This is a genomic window from Pseudomonas sp. yb_2 (assembly GCF_043103905.1).
In the GTDB taxonomy this organism is placed as follows: Bacteria; Pseudomonadota; Gammaproteobacteria; order Pseudomonadales; family Pseudomonadaceae; genus Aquipseudomonas; species Aquipseudomonas alloputida.
Genome location: NZ_JBICKH010000002.1, coordinates 1 through 19,763, shown reverse-complemented (window position 1 = coordinate 19,763; position 19,763 = coordinate 1). Strand labels below are relative to the sequence as shown.

The 19,763-nt window shown below is 62.3% G+C and carries 13 protein-coding genes and 1 riboswitch; of the genes, 2 read left to right on the top strand and 11 right to left on the bottom strand.

What is annotated here, in order from left to right:
- Nucleotides 1-172: 172 nt before the first annotated feature.
- The 8 genes from parC to ACF8FB_RS00485 all read right to left on the bottom strand — a co-directional run bounded on the left by parC (nucleotide 173) and on the right by ACF8FB_RS00485 (nucleotide 8,569).
- A complete protein-coding gene (parC, locus tag ACF8FB_RS00520; RefSeq protein ID WP_392510796.1) occupies nucleotides 173-2,431 on the bottom strand; it encodes a DNA topoisomerase IV subunit A in 2,259 nt (752 codons plus the stop codon).
- Nucleotides 2,432-2,444: 13 nt separating this feature from the next.
- Nucleotides 2,445-2,963, bottom strand: coding sequence for a TIGR02281 family clan AA aspartic protease (locus tag ACF8FB_RS00515; protein ID WP_350298517.1), 519 nt, complete (start codon nucleotides 2,961-2,963; stop codon nucleotides 2,445-2,447).
- Complete coding sequence (locus ACF8FB_RS00510) at nucleotides 2,960-3,946, bottom strand: esterase-like activity of phytase family protein (RefSeq protein ID WP_392510794.1); 987 nt, start codon at nucleotides 3,944-3,946, stop codon at nucleotides 2,960-2,962. The genes ACF8FB_RS00515 and ACF8FB_RS00510 overlap by 4 nt, the downstream gene beginning before the upstream one ends.
- Nucleotides 3,943-5,847, bottom strand: coding sequence for a DNA topoisomerase IV subunit B (gene parE, locus ACF8FB_RS00505; RefSeq protein ID WP_010955497.1), 1,905 nt, complete (start codon nucleotides 5,845-5,847; stop codon nucleotides 3,943-3,945). The genes ACF8FB_RS00510 and parE overlap by 4 nt, the downstream gene beginning before the upstream one ends.
- Before the next feature lie 35 nt (nucleotides 5,848-5,882).
- Nucleotides 5,883-6,491, bottom strand: a complete 609-nt coding sequence (locus ACF8FB_RS00500; protein ID WP_350298516.1) for a YqiA/YcfP family alpha/beta fold hydrolase — start codon at nucleotides 6,489-6,491, stop codon at nucleotides 5,883-5,885.
- 131 nt (nucleotides 6,492-6,622) lie between these two features.
- Nucleotides 6,623-7,423: a 3',5'-cyclic-AMP phosphodiesterase gene (cpdA, locus tag ACF8FB_RS00495; RefSeq protein ID WP_014859643.1), complete on the bottom strand. Its 801-nt coding sequence runs from the start codon at nucleotides 7,421-7,423 to the stop codon at nucleotides 6,623-6,625.
- Nucleotides 7,424-7,508: 85 nt separating this feature from the next.
- The gene (locus ACF8FB_RS00490; RefSeq protein ID WP_003249480.1) at nucleotides 7,509-7,961 is read right to left on the bottom strand and encodes a DUF1249 domain-containing protein; all 453 of its coding nucleotides are present in this window, start codon (nucleotides 7,959-7,961) and stop codon (nucleotides 7,509-7,511) included.
- Nucleotides 7,952-8,569 (bottom strand): NUDIX domain-containing protein, encoded by a 618-nt coding sequence (locus ACF8FB_RS00485; protein ID WP_003249478.1) that lies wholly within the window; start codon nucleotides 8,567-8,569, stop codon nucleotides 7,952-7,954. The genes ACF8FB_RS00490 and ACF8FB_RS00485 overlap by 10 nt, the downstream gene beginning before the upstream one ends.
- Nucleotides 8,570-8,754: 185 nt before the next feature.
- Here ACF8FB_RS00485 and ACF8FB_RS00480 point away from each other — a divergent pair, with 185 nt between their 5' ends.
- On the top strand, nucleotides 8,755-9,501 hold the full coding sequence (locus tag ACF8FB_RS00480) for an RsiV family protein (RefSeq protein ID WP_003249476.1): 747 nt from the start codon (nucleotides 8,755-8,757) through the stop codon (nucleotides 9,499-9,501).
- On the opposite strand, the gene cytX is transcribed toward ACF8FB_RS00480, so the two are convergent.
- A complete protein-coding gene (gene cytX, locus ACF8FB_RS00475; RefSeq protein ID WP_392510605.1) occupies nucleotides 9,470-10,753 on the bottom strand; it encodes a putative hydroxymethylpyrimidine transporter CytX in 1,284 nt (427 codons plus the stop codon). The two genes, ACF8FB_RS00480 and cytX, sit on opposite strands and share 32 nt — an antisense overlap.
- A gap of 144 nt (nucleotides 10,754-10,897) precedes the next feature.
- Nucleotides 10,898-12,778 carry a phosphomethylpyrimidine synthase ThiC gene (gene thiC, locus ACF8FB_RS00470; RefSeq protein ID WP_010955502.1) on the bottom strand — a complete coding sequence of 627 codons (1,881 nt, stop codon included), beginning with the start codon at nucleotides 12,776-12,778 and terminating at the stop codon, nucleotides 10,898-10,900.
- 154 nt (nucleotides 12,779-12,932) lie between these two features.
- A riboswitch (TPP riboswitch) is annotated at nucleotides 12,933-13,039 on the bottom strand.
- Nucleotides 13,040-13,199: 160 nt separating this feature from the next.
- Between thiC and ACF8FB_RS00465 the strand changes: the two genes are divergently transcribed.
- Complete coding sequence (locus tag ACF8FB_RS00465) at nucleotides 13,200-14,633, top strand: TolC family outer membrane protein (protein WP_010955503.1); 1,434 nt, start codon at nucleotides 13,200-13,202, stop codon at nucleotides 14,631-14,633.
- A 130-nt stretch (nucleotides 14,634-14,763) separates the two neighbouring features.
- Here ACF8FB_RS00465 and ACF8FB_RS00460 read toward each other — a convergent pair whose 3' ends face one another.
- The gene (locus ACF8FB_RS00460) at nucleotides 14,764-19,680 is read right to left on the bottom strand and encodes a S8 family serine peptidase (protein WP_392510790.1); all 4,917 of its coding nucleotides are present in this window, start codon (nucleotides 19,678-19,680) and stop codon (nucleotides 14,764-14,766) included.
- Nucleotides 19,681-19,763 lie beyond the last annotated feature (83 nt).

Sequence of the window (19,763 nt, the reverse complement as noted above, 5' to 3'; positions counted from 1 at the left end):
CATCCCATCCAGGCGGCTGCCACAAGGCACACCGCAGTGATACATGTAGATTCAAACGGGCACACGGCCACGCCGGCACCGCAAGAGGCATATCATCCGCGAAATAACCGTCCGACTCCAGCATTTCTGCCCGAAACGGCGTTGAAATTGCCGTTCCAGACATTACAACCGGTTATGTCGGCACTTCCACCTGCAACCCATCGACGCGCTGGAACCCGCGTGGCAGCTTGCTGCCGCGCCGACCGCGCTCGCCCTTGTAGTGCTCCAGGTCGTCCGCCTTCAAAGACAGGGTACGCTTGCCGGCCTGCAATACAAGGGTCGCGCCTTCGGGAATCACGGCCAGATCGGTAACAAATTCTTCACGGCTGGCCACCCGGTCACCCGGCACGCCAATGATCTTGTTGCCCTTGCCTTTACCCAGCTGTGGCAAGTCGCTGACCTTGAACACCAGCAGGCGGCCTTCGGTGGTCACCGCCGCCAACCAGTCCTGCTCGCGATCGGCCACCGGGCGCGGGGTCATGACCTTGGCCCCGTTGGGCAAGCTGAGCAGGCCTTTGCCGGCCTTGTTCTTGGCCTGCAGGTCTTCACCCTTGACCACGAAGCCGTAACCGGCATCCGAAGCCACCACGTACAGCGCATCGTCGTCAGGCAACAACACACATTCGAAAGTCGCCCCCGGTGGCGGCGTCAGACGGCCAGTCAGCGGCTCGCCCTGGCCACGCGCCGATGGCAGGCTGTGGGCGGCCAGCGAGTAGCTGCGACCGGTGGAATCGATAAGCACGGCAAACTGGTTTGAACGCCCGGCCGCAGCAGCCTTGAAGCCGTCGCCGGCCTTGTAGGAAAGGCCAGTGGCGTCGATATCGTGGCCCTTGGCGCAGCGCACCCAGCCCTTCTCCGACAGCACCACGGTGACGGGCTCGGTCGGCATAAGCTCGTTTTCCGACAGCGCCTTGGCTTCGGCACGCGCTACGATCGGCGAGCGACGATCATCGCCATAGGTTTCGGCATCCTTGATCAGCTCGCTGCGCACCAGCTTGCGCAGTTTGGCCTCGCTCCCCAGCAAGGCCTGCAGCTTGGCTTGCTCCTTCAGCAACTCATCCTGCTCACCGCGGATCTTCATCTCTTCCAGGCGCGCCAACTGCCGCAGGCGGGTCTCGAGGATGTAGTCGGCCTGTATCTCGGTCAGCTCGAAACGTTCGATCAGGGCCTGCTTGGGATATTCCTCGGTACGGATGATGTGGATCACTTCATCCAGGTTGAGGAATGCAGTGAGCAAACCGTCCAACAGGTGCAGACGCTTCTCGACCTTTTCCAGACGATGCTGCAGGCGGCGACGAACGGTATTGGTGCGGAACTCCAGCCACTCCACCAATAGGGTTCGCAGGTTTTTCAACTGCGGCCGGCCGTCCAGGCCGATGATATTCACGTTGACCCGATAGGTGCTTTCCAGGTCGGTGGTAGCGAACAGGTGCTGCATCAGCTCGTCGACATCGACGCGGTTGGATCGCGGGATGATGACAATACGGCACGGGTTCTCGTGGTCCGACTCGTCGCGCAGGTCGGCGACCATCGGCAGCTTCTTGGCCTGCATCTGCGCGGCAATCTGCTCCAGCACTTTGGCCCCGGAGACCTGGTGCGGCAGCGCAGTGACGACGATGTCGCCATCCTCGACGCGGTACACGGCGCGCATGCGGATCGAGCCGCGGCCGCTTTCGTACATCTTGAGAATTTCAGCCCGCGGCGTGACGATCTCTGCCTCGGTCGGGTAATCCGGCCCCTGAATGTGCTCGCACAACTGCTCGATGGTTGCCTTGGGCTCATCGAGCAGTCGCACACAGGCACTGGCCACCTCTCGCAGGTTGTGCGGCGGTACGTCGGTGGCCATGCCCACGGCGATACCGGTGGTACCGTTGAGCAGGATGTTGGGCAGGCGCGCAGGCAGCACGGCCGGCTCCTGCAATGTGCCGTCGAAGTTCGGCACCCAGTCCACGGTGCCCTGGCCGACTTCGCTGAGCAGCACTTCAGCGTAGCGTGACAGCCGCGCCTCGGTGTAGCGCATGGCGGCGAACGACTTCGGATCATCCGGCGCACCCCAGTTGCCCTGGCCATCGACCAGGGTGTAGCGGTAGCTGAACGGCTGCGCCATCAGCACCATGGCCTCGTAGCAGGCCGAATCGCCATGGGGATGGAACTTGCCGAGCACGTCACCGACGGTACGTGCCGACTTCTTGTGCTTGGCATCGGCATCGAGCCCCAACTCGCTCATGGCGTAGACGATGCGTCGCTGCACCGGCTTCAGGCCGTCGCCGATATGCGGCAAGGCACGATCCATGATCACGTACATGGAGTAGTTGAGGTAGGCCTGTTCGGTGAAGTCAGCCAGCGAGCGGCGTTCGACGCCGTCCAGGCTGAGTTCCAGTGAGTCGCTCATGCGGGCCTCGTCATTATTTCAGGTTCTGGCGCAGCAGCATGGTGCCACCGCGCTGGGTAAATTCAAGTTGTTGCAGGGCACTCATGCCCAGCAGTACGGTGGACCCATCCAGGCCCGGCACCACGATGGCGCGTACGTTCTGCAGGCGGATATCGCCCAGTTGCAGGCTGGTCAGGCGCGTGCGGTAACCTTCGGTGCGGCCGTTGGCGGTGCTCAGTAGCACCGGGCTACCGCGCTCCAGGCTCAGTTCACGAGCCAACGCCTCCGGGATCGCCACGTCGGTGGCGCCGGTGTCGAGCATGAAGTGCACCACCTGGCCGTTGATGGCACCATCCACCACGAAGTGGCCCTGGCCATTACTCAGCAGGCGCACTTCGATAAAGCCTTGACCATGCTCGGATTGCACCTGGCGGTTGGGGTTACGCTGGCTGTCTTCCCACTGGCCGAAAAAGCGCGTGGCAAGAAACAGCGCCGCCGCCCAGGCGACGATCATCAGTAACTTGCCCGCGCGCTTGCCCGGCGCCTGGCTCATGGTTTGGCGCTCCAGCCGCCTTCCGGTGCGTCGAAGCGCCAGACGACCGGCCGGGTTTCACCGTCGGCACGGGCGCCGTTGTTGTTGTCCAGGCCAATCCAGGCGCCCTTGGCATCGATCACCAGTGCTTCGGCCAGGCCAAACGGCTGCGCGTAGCGCCGTGACTCGACCAGCGCATCAGCAGCGAACGACCAGCAACGCTCGACCTTGCCACTGTCGATATCACGTCGGCACACCCGGTAGGCGTTACGTTCGAGGGTAAACAGCTTGCCCTCGAACCAGGCCAGGTCAGCGAAGTCGCGCGACAGGGCCCTGGCATTGGGCATCTGCGCGGGTTGCATTTCGACCCCCGCCTCGCTCAGCAGCACGCAACCACGCCCGCAGGTCCAGACCGACTGCTGGCGCTCGATGGCCACCAGGCCACGGCGCTCACGCTCGGCAGCCAGCCACAGGCGGTCACCCGCCGGGTTGATCGCCAAACCTTCGAACAGGGCATTGAAGTTCAGCAGCATGCCGCTTGCCCGGGCCTGGCGCACCATGGCCGAGTCGATCCGCAACCAGTCCGGCTCGCCGTCCAGCGGCAATTGCAGCACCGCGGCATGCGCCTCGCTGACCAGATAGAGGTTACCCGCCTGATCACAGGTGATACCTTCGAAATCCAGCTCGCCACCGCGAATGTACGATGCCGCCCAGTTGCGCGACTTCAACCCCCATGGCAGGCCGCTTTCCGGGACAGCCGGCGGGGTGAAGGTAAGCGGCTGCGCGCGCCAGGTCGGGTTCTGCTGATCGAAGCGGTAGATACGGTCGTCGTCACGATCGGACACGCCCCACAACCCGCCCCGGCATTCCACCAGCCCCGACAGGTTGCCACCGCGCATACCGTCGATCGGGTGCTCGGCTGTCATCTTCAGCTCTGGCCAGTTGCCCGCCAGACAAGGCAGGGCAACCAGCGCCAGGCAAACGGCAAGTACTTGCCGAATCAAACCATGACCTCGGCCAGGTTGCCCTTGGTTTCCAGCCAACTCTTGCGGTCACCGGCGCGCTTTTTGGCCAGCAGCTTGTCCATCAGCTCGCAGGTGGCCTCTACGTCGTCCAGGGTCAGTTGCACCAGGCGCCGGGTGTTCGGGTCCATGGTGGTTTCGCGCAACTGCGGCGGGTTCATCTCGCCCAGGCCCTTGAAGCGTGTTACCTGCGGCTTGCCGCGCTTCTTCTCGGCCACCAGGCGGTCGAGGATGCCGTCACGCTCGGCTTCGTCGAGGGCGTAGTAGATTTCCTTGCCCAGGTCGATGCGGTACAGGGGCGGCATGGCCACATAAACATGCCCAGCCTCGACCAGTGTCCGGAAGTGTTGAACGAACAGCGCACACAGCAATGTGGCGATGTGCAGACCATCGGAGTCAGCGTCGGCGAGGATGCAAATCTTGCCATAGCGCAGCTGCGCAAGGTCGGTTGCCCCCGGATCGACGCCAATGGCCACGGCAATGTTGTGCACTTCCTGGCTGGCCAGGACTTCACCACCGTCCACTTCCCAGGTGTTGAGGATCTTGCCGCGCAGCGGCAGGATGGCCTGGAATTCCTTGTCCCGCGCCTGCTTGGCCGAACCACCGGCCGAGTCACCCTCGACGAGGAACAACTCGGCACGCATCGGGTCCTGGCCCGCACAATCGGCCAGCTTGCCGGGCAATGCCGGGCCCTGGGTGATGCGCTTGCGCTCGACCTTCTTGCTGGCCTTGAGGCGGCGACCGGCGTTGCTGATGGCGAGTTCTGCCAGTTGCATGCCCAGCTCGGGGTGGGCGTTGAGCCACAGGCTGAAAGCATCCTTGACCACACCGGAGACGAACGCGGCCGCCTCGCGTGATGACAGGCGCTCTTTGGTCTGCCCGGAGAACTGCGGGTCCTGCATCTTCATCGACAGTACGAAGGTGATGCGCTCCCAAACGTCTTCCGGCGCCAGCTTCACCCCGCGCGGCAGCAAGTTGCGGAACTCGCAAAACTCACGCATGGCATCCAGCAGGCCCTGGCGCAGGCCGTTGACGTGGGTGCCGCCCTGGGCGGTGGGGATCAGGTTGACGTAGCTTTCCTGAATGCTGTCGCCGCCTTCGGGCAGCCACAGCAAAGCCCAGTCAACCGCTTCCTTGTTACCCGCCAGGCTGCCACAGAACGGCTCGTCGGGCAGGCGCTGGAATTCGTTGACCGAGTCGACCAGGTAGGAGCGCAGGCCATCCTCGTAGTGCCATTCCACCTTTTCGCCGCTGGCCTTGTCCTCGAAGCTGACCAGCAGCCCCGGGCACAGTACCGCCTTGGCCTTGAGCACGTGCTTGAGGCGGCTGATGGAAAACTTGGGCGAGTCGAAGTACTTCGGGTCGGGGCTGAAGTACACGCTGGTGCCGGTGTTGCGCTTGCCGACCGAGCCGACCACTTCCAGCTCGCTGGCCTTGAAGCCATCGGCAAAGGTCATCTGGTATTCATTGCCGTCACGCTTGACGCGCACACGCACCTGCGTCGACAGGGCGTTGACCACCGAGATACCCACCCCGTGCAGGCCGCCGGAAAACTGATAGTTCTTGTTGGAGAACTTGCCGCCGGCGTGCAGCTTGGTGAGGATCAGCTCGACCCCGGACACGCCCTCTTCCGGATGGATGTCCACCGGCATGCCGCGGCCGTCGTCGCTGACTTCCAGCGAGTGGTCGGCATGCAGGATGACCTGCACCGAACGCGCGTGGCCGGCCAGTGCTTCGTCGACACTGTTGTCGATGACTTCCTGGGCCAGGTGGTTGGGGCGGCTGGTATCGGTGTACATGCCCGGCCGCTTGCGGACCGGATCAAGGCCCGAGAGGACTTCGATGGCGTCTGCGTTATAGGCGCTAGCGCTGGGATTGGCCATAGGGTCTCGTCGTCAGTCTGGTGAATGCAAAAAAGTCAAAATACAGAAAAATCGAGCGCCGCATACTGCCCACGGGCAATGCCGGCGAACGCCAGCAGTGTCGGCAGGCGCTCGGCGAAGCCCTGGAAGCTGTGGTCGCCACCGGCCTGGATACGCAGGGCACAAGCACGGTAATAGCGCTCGGCGTGTCGATAGTCCAGGGTTTCATCGGCGGTCTGCAGCCACACTTGATAGCGGTCGGCATCGGCCGGGGCCGCGACTTCCAGCTCGGCCAGGGCCTGCACGTGATCGTGGGTCAGCTCCCAGGTTTCACCGCTGTAATGATTGCGCTGGGTGCCCAGGTAACCGTCGAAATGCTTGTGCGGGGTTACCGCCGGGTTGACCAGCAGGGCCTTGAGGCCATGGCGCTCGGCCAGATGGGTGGCATAGTAGCCGCCGAGCGAACTGCCCACCAGCAGTGGCGCACCCAGTTCGGCGATGGCCGCTTCGAGCTGGACCATGGCTTGCCGTGGGTGGTGGTGCAGGGCCGGCACTCGCAGCTGGTCGGCCAGGCCGAGCTGCTGCATGACTGCCTCCAGCTGACGCGCCTTGGTCGAAAGCGGCGAGCTGTTGAAGCCATGTATATAGAGGATGGAACCCGACATGCTGCCCCCGGAATCTGTGGCTTCGCGCCTGGTAATGCGGGCGCAGGGACGCGCAGTGTAGCGCGTTCGCCGGGTTTTGACGCAGTGCCACGGATTTCGCAATACATTTCCGGCAGGCTGACGTGGCCTGCTCAATACCCTGGGCTGTCGAAGTCGAGCTGCACCTCGAAATCCAGCGCCCGCTCCACCCCGGTCTCCAGCCGCCCGTCGGCATGCAGGCGCAACCAGCGGTACCCCGGATGCTCTTCGCTCACCTGGAAGTCTTCGCTGCGCGCCGCGAACTGAATGCAGGTCGACGGCGTGGCCAACAGGCGCCGCCCCTCTCGAACCTCATCCCATTCCTGATGCACATGCCCCCATAGCAAAGCCCGTACCTGTGGATATCCTTCAACGATATCGAAAAGCGCCTGGGCATTGCGCAAGCCGATCGGCGCGATCCAGGCGCAGCCGATGTCCACTGGCTGATGGTGGAAGCACACCAGGCAATGCCGCTCGCCGGCCTCTTTCAAGGCGGCTTCCAGTACGGCCAGCTGGTCATCTTGCAGAAACCCGTGGGTAGCACCCTGCACGGCGGTGTTGAGCATGACCACCCGCCACGCGCCGATATCAGTCACCGCCTGCACCAGTTCCGGCGCCACCTGCGCCATCACCTGAGCCTCGTCATGGTTGCCCGGCAGCCAGCGAGTGGGTACGGCAAACGGTGCGGTCAGCTCCCGAAACGCTTCATAGGATGCCACGCTGGCATCCTGGGACAGGTCGCCCGTGCACAGCAGCAAGTCGACAAGCGGCTGCTCGCGCCGCACCTGGGCCACCACGTGGCGCAGGCTGTCTCGGGTCTTGAGGCCCAGCATGCTGCCAGCCGGGTCGGCGAACAGGTGGGCATCGGTCAGTTGCACCACATGCACGGGGCGGGATTGGTCTGGCGGCGACAACGGCCATCTCCTCGAATGGATTCAGCGGGAATTATGGCTGTGCGACGGTGACGAGCAAACACCCGCAAACGACTCACGTCACAATTCAGCGAACACTTGCCAGTTCGTGGCCGCAGGCCAGGCAGTGGCTGAGCCATTCACCCAGGAACAGGTTGAGCTGGGCCTTTTCGTCCGGCTGGTGCATGGCATCGTTCGGATACGGGTAGATGCTGCGCAGGCGCCGGGTGTGTTCGGCGCTGACCACTTCGGCCATGCGCGCATCGTGATACACCTGCACTTCCAGGTGTGGCACTGGCAACCACGGCAGGCTGTGTTCCTGGCGCACATGCAGGGTGGTGGTATACGGGCAGGCCAGCACCACGTCGAGCACCAGCACGCCAAGCATCTGGTCACCCTGGGTCATGCCGATGCGGCGCGAGCTCTGGGTGGTGCGCATGTCGGGCAACAAGCGCATCAGCCGGGCATAGTTGGCCTCGCAGGCTGCCTGCAGCCCGACCAGGTCAACTCGATAGCGCTCGCGCAGCAGGTTCACTTCCACATACCTCTTACTTCGTCACGGTTCAGCGCCAGCCATTGCAGGCCAATGATGGTGGCCGCATTGCAGATGCGCCCGTCGCGCACCGCCTGCAGGGCATCCTCGAACGCCCACACGCGTACGCGAATGTCTTCGCCCTCTTCCTCCAGGCCATGCAGCCCTCCCGCGCCCTCGCTGCTGCAACGGCCGAGGAACAGATGAACGTATTCGTCACTGCCGCCAGGCGACGGGAAGTAGCGGGTCATCGGCCACAGGGCGCTGAAGGTCAGGCCGGCTTCTTCTTCAGCCTCGCGATGGGCGACTTCCTCGGGCTGCTCGTCTTTGTCGATCAGCCCGGCAACCATCTCGATCAGCCAGGGGTTGGCGACCTTGTCCAGGGCGCCCACGCGAAACTGTTCGATCAGCACCACTTCATCGCGCGCTGGGTCGTACGGCAGCACGCATACCGCATCGTGGCGCACAAACAGTTCGCGACTGATCTCGCGCCCCATGCCCCCGGCAAATAGCTCGTGGCGCAGGCGTAACTTGTCGAGCTTGTAAAAGCCCTGGAAGCAATTGGCCCGCTCGATGATTTCGAAGCCCTTGGGCACAGCGTTCAACGCGTCTGACATGGAAATCCTCATTACCTCGAATACTGCTTCGCGCCATCCTACTCCGCACGCCTGTTGGTTTCACCCCTTTCCAGCAACCGCTGGCGCACTCGGGACAGCAGCCCTTCACTCTGTTAGCTTAGTGGCGAACTGAAGGCCGCGCAGACGGTCAAAGGCCGACTTTTCCCTGTTCTGCAAGGATCATCATGACACTTGTCAAACTGACTTCCGTGGCCGTGCTGGCACTCGCTCTGGGCGCCTGCCAGAGCCTGTTCACGCCCAACTACCGGGCCCCGCTCGAGGTCAAGCGCGACGCCTGGGAGCATGTCAAACCCGGCTGCAGCGAGAGCGACTGCCCGCTGGTGAACATCGACATGATCCACTTCCCGGCCCTGCCCAAGCTCGACGGCATCGTCGAAAAACGCCTGCTGCAACTGACCGAAGACAATCAGCATGGCACCGCACCAGCCACCCTGCAGGCCTACGAACAGCAATATCTGGCCAGTGCCGACAAACGTAACAGCAGCTACTTGCAAGCCAAGGTACGCGAGCAGCATGACGGGCTGGTGATCATCGAGTTGTCCAGCTACCTGGACAGCGGTGGTGCCCACGGCATGCCCGGGCGCGGCTTCATCAACTATTCACGCAAACTGGACAAGGTGCTGACCCTGCAGGACATGCTGGTGCCCGGCCAGGAAGACACCTTCTGGAAAACCGTCGAAGAATCGCACCGTGCCTGGCTGATGAGCGTGGGAATGGACAAGGATGCCGAGTTCGTCAAGACCTGGCCGTTCAAGAAATCGCCGCACGTCGCCCTGACGTACGGCGCGGTAGTGGTCAAGTACGAGGTCTATGCCATCGCGCCCTATTCCATGGGCCACGTGGAACTGAAGATCCCCTACCCGCGCCTGAATGGCGTACTCAAGCCTGAACTGTTTCCCGGCCGCGGCTGAGGCTTAGCAGCCCATGCAGCACACCTGCCAGCAGCAATGCGGGCAGGGTGGCGCCCAGTTCGGGCGCCTTGGCGGCAATCAGGTGATAGGCCACCGCCCCGGCAAACCAGGCCACCAACGCCTGCCAGTGCAAGCCATTGACCTGTGCTGGCAGACGGCGTCGACGGACCACGTAGTGGTCCATCAGCACCACGCCGAACAGCGGTGCGAACACCGAACCGATCAGCAACAGGAAGTTTTCGTACTGTGCCAGTGGCGCCAACAGGGCGATCAGGGTGCACATCACGCCGATGGCCAACGCCAGGTGCTCGACCTTCAGCGGTAGCAGCACACCGGTGGAAACCGCCGCCGAGTGGATGTCGGCGAAGGCCTTTTCCGACTCGTCCAGCAGAATAAGCAGCAGCGGAATCCCCATGCCGGCGCCCGCCAGGGCCAGCAGCAAGGCATTGACTTCGCCACTGGCGGCGAACGCCAGCGTGTACGCCACGCCCAGGCTCATCAGCCAGGTGTTGCCGATGAAGTAGCCCACTACCGTACCGCCGAACACATGCCTGCCATTGCGGGCAAAGCGCGAGTAGTCCGCGATCAGCGGCAGCCAGGACAGCGGCATGGCGATGACGATATCGAAGCCAACCGCCAGCGACATCGAACCATCCCCGGCACGGTTCCACAGCTCCGCCAGGTCGGCCTTGGCGAACAGGTTCCAGCTCAGCCACAGGCAAGCGCCCAGCAACAACCAGATGCCCCAGGCGCGCAGTACCTTGCGCACGAAGGCCAGTGGCCCGCTGACAGCCAGCAGGGTGGCCAGGGCACCGAAGCACAGCGTCCAGAGCATGGGGCTGTTCCAGGCACTTTCCTCACCGAACGCTCGCGCACCCAGCAAGCTGGCAGCATCGCGCATGACGATAATCTCGAAAGCGCCCCAACCCACCAGTTGCAGCAAGTTGAGCAGCGCCGGCAAGCGCGCGCCATGGCTGCCCAGGCTGAGTTTCAGGGTGCCCATGGCGGACAGGCCGGTGTCGCTGCCGATAACCCCCGCCGCACCCAGCAACAGCACACCGACACCGGTGCCCAGGGCGATGGCCAGCACGGCGCCAGCAAGGCCTAGGCCTGGCGCCAGCATGGCGCCGACCTGCAGCACCATCAGGCCGATGCCGAGGGAAAACCACAGTGAAAACAGGTCGCGAGCACCGAAAATGCGCTGCTGGATGGGGATTGGATGGTCGGGAGAGAACTGGCTGGGTGATGTCATGGTCATGTCCGCAGGAGTGATGTTAAGTGGCATACACCACCCTGTGGGAGCGGGCTTGCCCGCGAACACCGGCAAAGCCGGTGCCATGCACCGCAGTGCTTGCTTCGCGGGCAAGCCCGCTCCCACAGGGTAAGGTGCTGCGGTTTAGACTTTGTGGTACAGCTGGCTGCCTTCCTGGCGGAACCGCTCGGCCTGCTCACGCATGCCTTGTTCGACCGTCACATCCACGGCCTCGATCTTGGCAGCGTACTCACGCACTTCCTGGGTGATCTTCATCGAGCAGAACTTCGGCCCGCACATCGAGCAGAAGTGCGCGACCTTGGCCGATTCCTTCGGCAGGGTCTCGTCGTGGAAAGCACGGGCGGTGTCCGGGTCGAGGCCCAGGTTGAACTGGTCTTCCCAACGAAACTCGAAACGCGCCTTGGACAGGGCATTGTCGCGAATCTGTGCACCCGGGTGGCCCTTGGCAAGGTCGGCGGCATGCGCGGCGATCTTGTAGGTGATGATGCCGGTCTTGACGTCGTCCTTGTTCGGCAGGCCCAGGTGCTCCTTCGGCGTGACGTAGCAGAGCATGGCGCAACCGAACCAGCCGATCATTGCCGCACCAATGCCCGAGGTGATGTGGTCGTAACCCGGCGCGATGTCGGTGGTCAGTGGGCCGAGGGTGTAGAACGGCGCCTCGTCGCAGCACTCCAGCTGCTTGTCCATGTTCTCTTTGATCAACTGCATCGGCACGTGGCCGGGGCCTTCGATCATGCATTGCACGTCGTGCTTCCAGGCAATCTTGGTCAGCTCGCCGAGGGTTTCCAGCTCACCGAACTGCGCGGCGTCGTTGGCGTCTGCAATCGAGCCAGGGCGCAGGCCGTCGCCCAGCGAGAAGCTGACGTCGTAGGCCTTCATGATTTCGCAGATTTCGTCGAAGTGGGTGTACAGGAAGTTTTCCTTGTGGTGAGCCAGGCACCACTTGGCCATGATCGAGCCACCGCGGCTGACGATGCCGGTGACCCGCTTGGCGGTCAGGGGCACATAGCGCAGCAGCACACCGGCGTGAATGGTGAAGTAGTCCACGCCCTGTTCGGCCTGCTCGATCAGGGTGTCGCGGAACAGTTCCCAGGTCAGGTCCTCTGCCACGCCGTTGACCTTTTCCAGGGCCTGGTAGATCGGCACGGTACCGATCGGCACCGGCGAGTTGCGAATGATCCACTCGCGGGTTTCGTGGATGTGCTTGCCGGTGGACAGGTCCATGACCGTGTCCGAGCCCCAGCGGATGCCCCAGGTCAGCTTGGCCACCTCTTCCTCGATCGAGGAACCCAGGGCGCTGTTGCCGATGTTGCCGTTGATCTTCACCAGGAAGTTGCGGCCAATGATCATCGGCTCTACTTCCGGGTGGTTGATGTTGGCCGGAATGATCGCGCGGCCACGGGCGATTTCCTGGCGGACGAATTCAGGGGTGATTTCTTTCGGGATGTTGGCACCGAAGCTGTGGCCGGCATGTTGCTCATTCAGCAGGCCGGCAGCGCGGGCCTCCTGTAGCTTCATGTTTTCGCGGATGGCCACGTATTCCATTTCGGCGGTGATGATGCCCTGACGGGCATAGTGCATCTGCGAGACGTTGGCGCCGGCCTTGGCCCGGCGCGGGTTGCGCACATGGGCAAAACGCAGCTTGGCCAGCTCTGCATCGTTCAGGCGCTGCTGACCGAAGTCGGAGCTCAGACCTTCCAGGCGCTCGGTGTCACCGCGGGCTTCGATCCACGCCGAACGCACATCGGGCAGGCCTTTGCGCACGTCGATGATCACGTCGGGGTCGGTGTACGGGCCAGACGTGTCATACACCAGCACCGGGGCGTTGGACTCGCCGCCGAAATCGGTCGGGGTGTCATCCAGGCTGATTTCACGCATGGGGACGCGGATGTCCGGGCGCGAGCCTTCGACATACACCTTGCGCGAACGCGGGAAGGGTTGCACGGACTGCTGATCGACTTGTGCCGATTCGCTGAGGTTGATCGCTTTTTCTTGTTTGGTCATCACAGGCTCTCCTGACGGCTTCCTAGCAGTGGAATGTCGGGGTGAACCTGAAACGCGCGGACGCACCCTCTTTGGGTGCAGTGCCGGACATGGGGGTGCCTGAAGCTGTATGCAGCTGTGACAATCCCGGACCTGGCACAAGAGGCTCCCCGGGAAGGCGAGCAATCTTGTTCCCTACGCAGGCGCTAACCTGATCAGGTTCAACGGGATCCGCACCTCTGCGATCTCAGCCTTTGCTTCAAGGCACCCCGACAAGAACATGCGCAGTCTAGACTGGAGTGGTCAGCAAAGCCAAGCAGGTAAATGCGCGGATGATGAAAGGCACACCGAGCGATTGTTGCCGGGTGCGCATGGCACTACACTGGCCCATCGCTCGATACTCAACAGTTCAGTAATTAAATTTCGTACAAGGATTGCCTCTATGCTGCGCAAACTCTCACTGGCGATAGCCGTGTCTTGTGCGTCCAACGGAGTGGTCTGGGCAGCGGACGTGCCCTCGACAGTCAAAACCGATCTGGTCAGCGTCTACCAGGAAGCAGTGGACAACAACGCCGACCTGGCTGCAGCCCGCGCCGATTACGGGGCGCGCCGCGAAGTGGTGCCGCAGGCCCGCGCCGGGTTGCTGCCAAACCTGTCGGCCGGTGCCGAGATGATGAACACCCGCACCAAGCTGGACGAGCCATCCATCACGTCCAATCGCAGCGGCAACTCCTGGAGCGCGACCCTGGCTCAGCCGATCTTCCGCGCTGATCGCTGGTTCCAGTTGCAAGCCGCCGAAGCAGTCAACGAACAGGCAGCCCTGGAGCTGTCGGCGACCGAGCAAAACCTGATCCTGCAAACCGCGCAAAACTACTTCGCCGTCCTCCGCGCCCAGGACAACCTGGCCGCCACCAAGGCAGAAGAAGCCGCCTTCAAGCGCCAGCTGGATCAGTCCAACGAGCGTTTCGACGTGGGCCTTTCGGACAAGACCGACGTGCTGCAATCCCAAGCCAGTTATGACACTGCACGGGCCAACCGGATCATCGCCGAACGCCAGGTGCAGGATGCCTTCGAGGCCCTGGTGACCCTGACCAACCGTGAGTACACCTCTATCCAGGGCGTGGTACATAGCCTGCCGGTACAAGTGCCAACGCCCAACGATGCCAAAGCCTGGGTCGAAACCGCCGGGCGCCAGAACCTCAACCTGCTGGCCACCAACTACGCGGTTTCTGCCGCAGAAGAGACCCTGCGTCAGCGCAAGGCCGGGCATGCACCGACCCTGGACGCAGTGGCCAAGTACCAGAAGGGTGACAACGATAGCCTTGGCTTCACCAACCCATCGCAACTGGGGGTGCGCTACAGCGGCGACGTCGAGCAGACCAGCGTTGGCCTGCAACTGAACATACCGATCTACAGCGGCGGCCTGACCAGCTCGCAGGTACGCGAGGCTTACCAGCGCCTGAGCCAGAGCGAGCAACAGCGTGAAAGCCTGCGCCGCCAGGTCGTGGAGAACACCCGCAACCTGCACCGCGCAGTGAACACCGATGTGGAACAGGTACAGGCGCGCAAGCAGTCGATCATTTCCAACCAGAGCGCGCTGGAAGCCACCGAAATCGGCTACCAGGTCGGTACCCGCAACATCGTCGACGTGCTTGATGCCCAGCGCCAGCTGTACACCTCGGTGCGCGACTACAACAATAGCCGTTACGACTACATCCTCGACAACCTGAGCCTGAAGCAGGCAGCCGGCACCCTGAGCCCGCAAGACCTGCAGGACCTGAAGCGCTACCTGAAACCTGACTACAACCCGGACAAGGACTTCCTGCCGCCGGACCTGGCGGCGGCAGCGGCCAAGAACTTCGAGCGCAGGCCTTGAGATAGGGGCTGGACTCTTCGCGGGCTTGCCCGCTCCCACACGGTGCCAGGCCTGAAGGCATGATGCACCTGTGAGAGCTGGCTTGCTGGCGATAGGCCTCCAATATCACTCCAGCCCTGAACGACAACGCCTAGGCGGCTACGGCAATCGTCGAGTCGATGCGTTGCGCCGACATATCACCTATAAGCACAGGCCCCGCAGGTTCAGGGGCGAACGCAGCCATTGCGTCAACAAGATTCCCCAGGCTCGGTAGCGAGTGCTCGACAGCAACCAGCGATGACCCTGCTGAAAGGGCGGAAATCTCTGCCACGGCAACCGCTTCAGATGTGACCATTGCCGGCTGCGCGAAGATAAAGTCCTCCGCTGTCACCTGCGCAACTTCGAGCGCATCCAGGTACAGCATCTTCACTATACCTTCCTGCCCCGGCACTGCCTGGGTATCAACGGCTACACCGTGAATCTGCGCAAAGTCATTGAGTTTGAAGCGCTGGACTTTGCTGACGTGCAGATCCTCGAAGCGACTGATGCCTACCTGGGTCAGGTCAATCTTGTCGATACCGTGTCGGAACCCCCGAAGGGTGTTCTTGTAATCGCTCACACCTTCTTGTTTTGTCACCAGAAACACGCTGGGCGCAACCGTCGGCGGGGAATATATCGTGCCTGCCAACGAAGCCACCAACTGCCCGGATGCGTCACTGGCAAGCGACACGCCACCTGCACCACCGGTAAGCAGAACATTCGCGCTGACAGGCGGGGTCGTCTGCTCTTCAGGGCTGCCCTCGAAATAACCTGGCGCAGCGGTGAAAGCGTCAAGGAAACGGAAGTTCGCTGACCGCAGTTCGGCAATCGTAGTGTCCGCAATCGTCAGCTTCTGCCCACTGCCAAGGTCGAGCAAAGTCGAATTGCCGTCCTGTTGCATCTGCAAGTCAGCAAACCCTGAACCACCAAAGCCGACCAGGTCGATCACCTCACGCGAAGTCTCGAACTGCTTGAGTACATCGTTACCGCCTGCACGCCTGTGGATGACAAAGCGGTCGGTACCCTCACCCCCCTTGAGGAGGTTGTACCCACGGCCACCATCCAGTAATGCCCCGGCGGTCCCGGCAATCAAGGTATCGTCGCCATCACCACTGATAAGGTTTTGCACCGAACCAGGGGCTATGGTGAGCGCCGCACCGGCAATACTGGCGCTGCCGCTGGCCAGATCCACCGAGATACTGCGACTTACTGCAGCCGCATTCAACGTATTGCGCCCGCCAGCGGTGCCGCTGATGGCATCGTCAAGCTTCGCGCGCCCTGGGTTTTCTGCCACCAGGTTCGCGTAGTCATCGGTGAAGTAATAGACATCATCGGTGGTGCCGGGGCTGCCGACGAGGCGCAGCGTCCAGCGATCAAGCGTTAACGGTAAGCCAGCAACAGCATTACGCACCTCAAGCTTCCACTCCCCAGCCGAGCGCTCTGCGCGATGATGGGTCGACATGAACCCATATTTGAACGCCCCTGAACGCGAATCGCCCAGATCGTCATCACCAGAGCCCGGCGCCTTGCCTGTGCGATCGAGCAGTACGCTGCGCGTGCCGCCAGGCGACACCAGCGTGAGCGTCATGTCGCCAAGGCGGCCGACCATCGAGTGGACATCGACCTCCACATGCTCCACCAGCAAATCAGCCGGCAGGGTCAAAGACAAAGTCGCAACCTGCCCCGCCGCAACCTGTTGAGCCACTGGTTCACTGCTGGCTGTCAGCAGCCGTTCATTGGCCTTGGTCGCCCGGCTCCCCCAGGACTCGGCAAGGCGCACCGCCGCGCGGGCGTCGATCATGCCAAAGCCGTAGTCGTGGCTGGCGTGCATGCCACCGCCATTCCAATTGCGCCCTGCGTTGTAAGCCCATTGGGTTGATGCGTCATCCACTTTGCGCGCAGACAGTGCGAGGATCTGCTGAACATCCCGGTAACCCAACCCCGGGTTGGCCTGCAACATCAACGCCACCACGCCTGAGACGATCGGCGCGGCGAAGCTGGTGCCCTGAGTCGTGCTGTAGGCGCTGCCGACCGACGCACCGCGCTCCGCTTCAAGGCTGACGCCACTGGATAGAACATGGCTCCCCGGTGCAGCGACCAGCAAGCTGGAGCCTGGATTGGAAAAGGGTGCCGTGGCAGCTTGCAGTACCGAGAGGTCTGCCTTTGCGTTGATGGCCGCCACTTCAATGGCGTGGCGGTTGTTGTTGGTCAGCGAGCCCTGTGCATTACCGCCTTTATGGCGCTGGTTGCCACCAGAGGCGACGACGATGGTGCCTAGCCCGCCACGGCCGTTGGTGGCGGCAAGCGTAGTGCTGAATGCCAGCGCCAGAGCAGTATCGACTTTTCCTTCTGGAACATTTGTAAGTCCGAAGTCCGTTTTGAAACCCCAACTGTTGTTGGCTATGTCGTAGTTGACCATTTGCCCCAGATTGGTCAGGTCATCGCCTTTGTTGGCCAGGTAGTGCCCGCCGATCTTCGCCTCATATGCGATGCCGATCCCTCCTTGATCATTGCGCGCGCCAACCATGACCCCAGCCACTTGAGTGGCATGATTGGACGCCAGAGCGGGCAGCGTGCCATTGGTGCGTTGGGTTTGCAGCCAGATGGGATCGATATTCGGCTTGAGATCGGGGTGCCCGATGTCGAAGATTTCCGGCGCCACGGCAAACTCCCCACCCGGCTCGAACTGCCCTATCCTCACCCCCTTGCCCGTGAAGTCACGCCATACCGGCGCGACATTGATCTCGTCCAGATACCACTGCCGCCCCGACAGCGGGTCAGCGGGGGATTGTTCATGGCGCAACGTTACCGTTGCCCGCAAGGGTGCTGATGCAGCACTGCCCACCTCGGTCACACTCATGGAGGCGTTGCCGGCAGCATCGACCAAGTCGTAGCGGAAACTGACATCACCGTCATGGCCTGGCAACGGCGTGACCTCCACATCACCCTGCTCATTCAGCCGCACTGTTGCACCCTTGCCAGCGCTGACTGAGGCGATGCGCAATGGCCCGCTGCTGCCAAGTGGCTGGTCATTGCCCAGCAGCGCCGTTGCAGGGACTATCAGCGCCGTGTCAGTGGTGGCGAATGTAGCCAGTTGCTCAGGCGAGAGCCTGTCGCCGATTGGCATGGCTCCCCGGCCGAGAAGATCGATGGCAGCAATGTCGGCGAAGCTGAGTTTCTGGATGTTGCTCAGGCTCAGGCGGCCATCTCGTCCCGCCACGGTGTCGGTGATCAGGTGGCCCGATTCGGTACGTGTGATCAGGTACTCGTCGTGAGCACCATGCAAACTGACCAGGTTGGTGCCCGCGCCTCCGTCGATCGTGGCATCGCCGCGTCCGGCCTCGATCACGTCATCGGCAGCACCGCCCGTAATCCGATCAGCGCCACCACCGGCGTAAATGATACTTCCGCCCGCCGAGGCCCGGATGCGATCCCCCTTGGGGCCCGCATAGATCACCGACTTGCCGGTACCACCGATGATGTCGTTACGGCCTGTACCACCCACAAGCACATCGTTGCCGCCCCCGCCAATCAGCAAGCTGTCGCCCGAGCCGCCCTTGATGAATACTCCGCGTTGACCGCCGCTGGCGATGATGTCCTTACCCCGCCCGCCTTGCGCAATGGTCAGCCCGGCCTTGGCCATGTTCAGCCCAACGCCATGCTCCCCCACGATCAGTGCCGTGTCGCGCCCACCATTGCCCTGCATGTTCGCCCAATCGTCGCTGGCACTGATCACGAATACATCGTCGCCCGCCCCGCCGTGATAGGTGTTGCTGCCACCGCCACCAACCAGCCAACTGCCCTCTGGAGCCGCGGTCAAGACATCATCGCCCGCGCTGCCGTACAGCGTCTGTACGCCGAGCGCTGCGGCGTCCAGCGTGCTTTCTTGAGCACTCTGGCTGATGTAGGCCCTTCGGGAAGTGGGCCCGCTTGACGAAGTCAGTAGAGTGCCACCCTCCTGGGCCTCGATCCGATTACCGACGGTATCGGCAAGAAACCTCACCGCCAGTACTTCCCGGTCCTCACCATTGACAGTGAAAGCGCCTCGGGAAATGACCTCGTTACCTTGACGCACCTCTCCTACCGGCTCGACCTGGCCGAGCTTGATCTGGCTAATGCCATGCTCCTGCAATGCCCTCAGCTCACCGGCATCGGCACGCCCGTCGTGGTTGCCATCGACCCACACCTTCAATTGCGCCCAGACGGCGTCTTCAACGTTGATGACGCCATCGGCGTTGGCGTCAACACTTGCCAGGGCGGCGAAGCCATCCTTGAACGGTGTTTCACCAGAGCTGCCGTCGCTGCCTGCCTTGCCGCCGTAGTATTCGGAGAACAGCTGGCTGACGTTGCTCACCTGGCCAGTACCGTTGTCATGCACCAGCATCCCGCTCAGCCGGTCTGCCCAGCCGGTGCGGCGCAGTGAACCACTGTTGTCGATATCGAACAGTACGCCCTCCTCGATACCCGTCAGGCCAACGCCCTTGCCGCTGAGGTCGAGCAAGAGCGGGTCGACAAACGTGTTCACCGTAGTCATTGCTGCCAACCCGTTGAGTACCACGGCATTGCGCAGGCTGAAATCCGGTTGTTCATTGCCATCACGATAGAACTGAGCCAGGTGCTGATTGGGTCGCACGTTGGGGTCGATCTGGAGCTCGCCGGGGCGAACACCACCGCTGGCCAAACTGCCCAACTGAGCGGAGGTGAAGTCGGTGTTGTCGAGGGTGCTGTCGGTGAATGCGATACTGTGGGTCAGGCGACGATCGACGTAGCCGTTGGAGACGTCATTGCGGATATCGTCCTGGCCTTGGAGGTCGCGGCGGGATTCGGTTGTGGGGGTGATTTCGATTTTGATTGAGGCGTCTGATGCACCTCCACCTAAACCAGTATCTTGATGTATGAAAAAATCAACCAGTTTGTCGAAAGTAGTTGACGCAAGATCGAACCATCCCGTGGGTGCTTCGATATGATGAAACCACTTTCTAGCAGCTCCAATTACCTCTTTTGAACCCAACACACTTTTTTGGCTCATAAAAGCATGGGTACGCCCTGCCAGCTCTAGCTCCTTCGCGGGATCCCCCGCAGAGGACAAAACCAGTCCCCAATATATCTGTT

Excerpts from the sequence above, each read along its gene's own strand:
- ACF8FB_RS00480 (WP_003249476.1), top strand. The coding sequence starts at position 8,755 with ATGACACTTGTCAAACTGACTTCCGTGGCCGTGCTGGCACTCGCTCTG.
- thiC (WP_010955502.1), bottom strand. The coding sequence starts at position 12,778 with ATGACCAAACAAGAAAAAGCGATCAACCTCAGCGAATCGGCACAAGTC.
- cytX (WP_392510605.1), bottom strand. The coding sequence starts at position 10,753 with ATGACATCACCCAGCCAGTTCTCTCCCGACCATCCAATCCCCATCCAG.
- parE (WP_010955497.1), bottom strand. The coding sequence starts at position 5,847 with ATGGCCAATCCCAGCGCTAGCGCCTATAACGCAGACGCCATCGAAGTC.
- ACF8FB_RS00465 (WP_010955503.1), top strand. The coding sequence starts at position 13,200 with ATGCTGCGCAAACTCTCACTGGCGATAGCCGTGTCTTGTGCGTCCAAC.
- parC (WP_392510796.1), bottom strand. The coding sequence starts at position 2,431 with ATGAGCGACTCACTGGAACTCAGCCTGGACGGCGTCGAACGCCGCTCG.
- ACF8FB_RS00460 (WP_392510790.1), bottom strand. The coding sequence starts at position 19,680 with ATGAGCCAAAAAAGTGTGTTGGGTTCAAAAGAGGTAATTGGAGCTGCT.
- ACF8FB_RS00515 (WP_350298517.1), bottom strand. The coding sequence starts at position 2,963 with ATGAGCCAGGCGCCGGGCAAGCGCGCGGGCAAGTTACTGATGATCGTC.
- ACF8FB_RS00485 (WP_003249478.1), bottom strand. The coding sequence starts at position 8,569 with ATGTCAGACGCGTTGAACGCTGTGCCCAAGGGCTTCGAAATCATCGAG.
- ACF8FB_RS00500 (WP_350298516.1), bottom strand. The coding sequence starts at position 6,491 with ATGTCGGGTTCCATCCTCTATATACATGGCTTCAACAGCTCGCCGCTT.